Source organism: Streptomyces sp. ActVer (assembly GCF_027270795.1).
Lineage (GTDB): Bacteria > Actinomycetota > Actinomycetes > Streptomycetales > Streptomycetaceae > Streptomyces > Streptomyces umbrinus_A.
Map to the genome: position 1 here is coordinate 1 of NZ_JAPWHT010000752.1, position 2,849 is coordinate 2,849.

3 protein-coding genes are annotated in these 2,849 nt (G+C 69.4%); 1 reads left to right on the forward strand and 2 read right to left on the reverse strand.

Annotated features, from left to right (window positions below):
- Both O3Q52_RS51565 and O3Q52_RS51570 read right to left on the reverse strand, forming a co-directional pair.
- On the reverse strand, positions 1 to 849 hold an 849-nt coding region (locus O3Q52_RS51565; protein WP_269655317.1), incomplete at its 3' end, for an enoyl-CoA hydratase-related protein.
- 4 nt (positions 850 to 853) lie between these two features.
- Positions 854 to 1,348 carry a PaaI family thioesterase gene (locus O3Q52_RS51570; protein WP_269655318.1) on the reverse strand — a complete coding sequence of 165 codons (495 nt, stop codon included), beginning with the start codon at positions 1,346 to 1,348 and terminating at the stop codon, positions 854 to 856.
- A gap of 176 nt (positions 1,349 to 1,524) precedes the next feature.
- Between O3Q52_RS51570 and O3Q52_RS51575 the strand changes: the two genes are divergently transcribed.
- Complete coding sequence (locus O3Q52_RS51575) at positions 1,525 to 2,736, forward strand: CaiB/BaiF CoA-transferase family protein (protein ID WP_269655319.1); 1,212 nt, start codon at positions 1,525 to 1,527, stop codon at positions 2,734 to 2,736.
- Positions 2,737 to 2,849 lie beyond the last annotated feature (113 nt).

Sequence of the window (2,849 nt, forward strand, 5' to 3'; positions counted from 1 at the left end):
TGCGCAGATCTGATTGTTTGGCCCGATCTGGGAGGTTTTCATGGCCTCGCGCCTCAATCCGTACATCAGCTCCCGCTTCTCGACGAAGCTGGCGACGCCCTCGCGGAAGTCCGGCGAGCCCGCGAAGAACTCCATGGCGGAGTAGGAGCGGGCCAGCGCCCCGGTGAAGTCGCGGTCGAGGTCGCCGTACACCTGGTGGCGTACGACGGCCATGGCGCGCGGGGAGCAGTTGCGGGCGATGTCGCGGGCGTAGGCGCGGGCGGCGTCGAGCAGGTCCTCCGGTTCCACGACGCGGCTGACGAGGCCGAGTTCCTTCGCCTCGTCGGCGTCGAAGACCCGGCCGGACAGCAGCAGGTCGAGCGCGTTCTCCAGGCCTACGACGCGTGGCAGCACGTACGGCATGTTGTACTCGCCGGCCAGGCCGCGGCGGGTGAAGGCGGTGGTGAAGCGGGCCCCGCGGGCGGCGAAGCGGATGTCGCAGATGAGTGCCTGGACCAGGCCGATGCCCGCGCAGGCGCCGTTGACGGCGGCGATCAGGGGCTTCGGCATGTTCCGCCTGCTGTACATGGGGACGCGGGCCTGGAGATTGAGGGACTGGCCCGGCTGCGCGTTCTGTTCCAGCCGCTGGACGTCCATGCCCGGGCAGAACGCCCGGCCCGCGCCCGTGATGACCACGACCCGGACGGCGGGGTCCTCGGCGGCTTCGTCGAGAAGCGCGAAGAAGCGGCGCTCCATGGGGATGCTCCACGCGTTCTTGCGCTCGGGCCGGTTGAGAGTGACGGTGGCGACGCCGTCCTCGTCGACCTCGTAGAGCACCAGGTCCTGGTCCTGCGCGGGCTCCTCGGGCATCACGTCACTCCTCGGTCAACGGTTCGATGGGGTCACCGACGCCCGGCCGCTCCCCCGAGATGGTCACCACCACCTGGCCCCGGGCGCAGATGCGTCCGTCGGGCATCCGCACGTCGACGTCGGCGAAGTGCAGTCGGCGGCCCCGTCTGACGCACCGCGCGAAGGCGACGGCCTCCCGACCCCGGGCGGGCGCGAGGTACTGGACCGACATCGACACGGTGCTGAGCCGGCTCCCCTTCTGGAAGTCGTGCCCGGCGATCACGGCTCCGGCGCCCGCGGTGTCGATGAGCGCCGAGATCACTCCGCCGTGGAAGACGCCTTCGTGGGCGGAGAGGGCCTCGGCGTACGGAAGCGCCACCTCGACGCCGTCGGGATCCCAACGGAGCATGCGCATACGGCAGTTGCGGTTGAACGCGACCCCGCGTTCCCAGCGGGCCCGGAACCACGCACGGCGTTCGCGCTGCTCCTGGTCGGTGAGGGTCCTCGCCGCGACGGTCATCCGCACGCCCTCCGGTCTCGGCCTGTCCGGCCGATCGATATAGTTACATGAATTGGATAGTTGAAGCAATCGTACGGGACGAGCCGGAGCTCCAGATGTATTATTTATATAACTCATTAGCTCGCTCGTCACAGGGCACTCCGGCATGGAGTGCCCTCCCAGAGGGAGGCCTCTCGATGCCGTCGACCGCCCTGGCCGGAGTACGCGTCCTCGACCTGTCCCGCATCCTCGCGGCCCCGCTGGCCACCCAGATGCTGGCCGACCTCGGCGCGGAGGTGATCAAGGTCGAGCGCCCCGGGACGGGCGACGACTCACGGACGTACGGCCCGCCCTTCGCGGCCGGCCCCGATGGCGACCGCACGGACACGGCCGCCTTCTACCTCTCCTGCAACCGCAACAAGCAGTCGGTCACCGTCAACCACGCCACCGACGAGGGCCAGGCGCTGATCCGCGCCCTCGCCGCCCGCTCGGACGTCCTCGTCGAGAACTTCCGCGCGGGGACGCTGGCGAAGTACGGCCTCGACCACGAGAGCCTGCGTGAGCTCAACCCGCACCTGGTGTACCTGTCGGTCACCGGCTTCGGCCAGAGCGGCCCCTATGCCCAGCGGCCCGGCTACGACGGCATCTTCCAGGCCATGTCCGGGATGATGAGCGTCTCCGGACACCCCGACGAGCCGATGAAGGTCGGGGTCAGCATGGTCGACATCCTCACCGGGCTGTACGCCTCCACGGCCGTCCTGGCGGCGCTGCGACACCGGGACGCCACCGGCGAGGGCCAGTTCATCGACCTCTCCCTGCTGGACTGCGGGCTCGCCTCGCTGTCGCACTTCGCGATGAACTACCTCGTGTCCGGTGAGGTTCCGCAGCGGCGCGGCAACGGTGGCTACGGCGGGATCCCTTCACAGGCCTTCCTGTGCAAGGACAAGCCGCTGTTCCTCGTCGCGGGCAACGACAAGCAGTTCGCCGCGTTCTGTGCTGCGGCCGGGCGCAGCGACCTTCTCCAGGATCCGCGGTTCGGTACCACCTCGGCGCGGATCGCCCATCGTTCGGAGATCCTGCCTGTGCTCGAAGAGATCATGCTGACCCGCACGCGGGACGAGTGGCTCGCCGTTCTGGACGAACACGACGTCCCTGCCGGGCCGTTCAACGAGATGCCCGAGGTGTTCGCCGACCCTCAGATCCAGCATCGGGGAATGCTGGTTGGCGTCGACGACCCTGTGTCCGGGCACCTCCCACTCCTCGCCAACCCGATCCGCTTCACGGCGACCCCCGTCGAGGGCTACGACCCGCCGCCGGGCCTCGGCGAGCACACCGCCGAAGTCCTGGGCAGGCTGGCGGGGGTGACGGAGGGTCAGTTGGCGGGGTTGCGGGCGCGGGGGGTTGTGTGAGGTTCTTTCGCCCCCGCCGCCCCTACCCATTCCCGTCTCTTTCGGGGGCCAGCCCCCGAACCCCCGCTCCTCAAACGCCGGAGGGGCTGAAGTACCCAGCCCGTCCGGCGTTT

Excerpts from the sequence above, each read along its gene's own strand:
- O3Q52_RS51575 (WP_269655319.1), top strand. The coding sequence starts at position 1,525 with ATGCCGTCGACCGCCCTGGCCGGAGTACGCGTCCTCGACCTGTCCCGC.
- O3Q52_RS51570 (WP_269655318.1), bottom strand. The coding sequence starts at position 1,348 with ATGACCGTCGCGGCGAGGACCCTCACCGACCAGGAGCAGCGCGAACGC.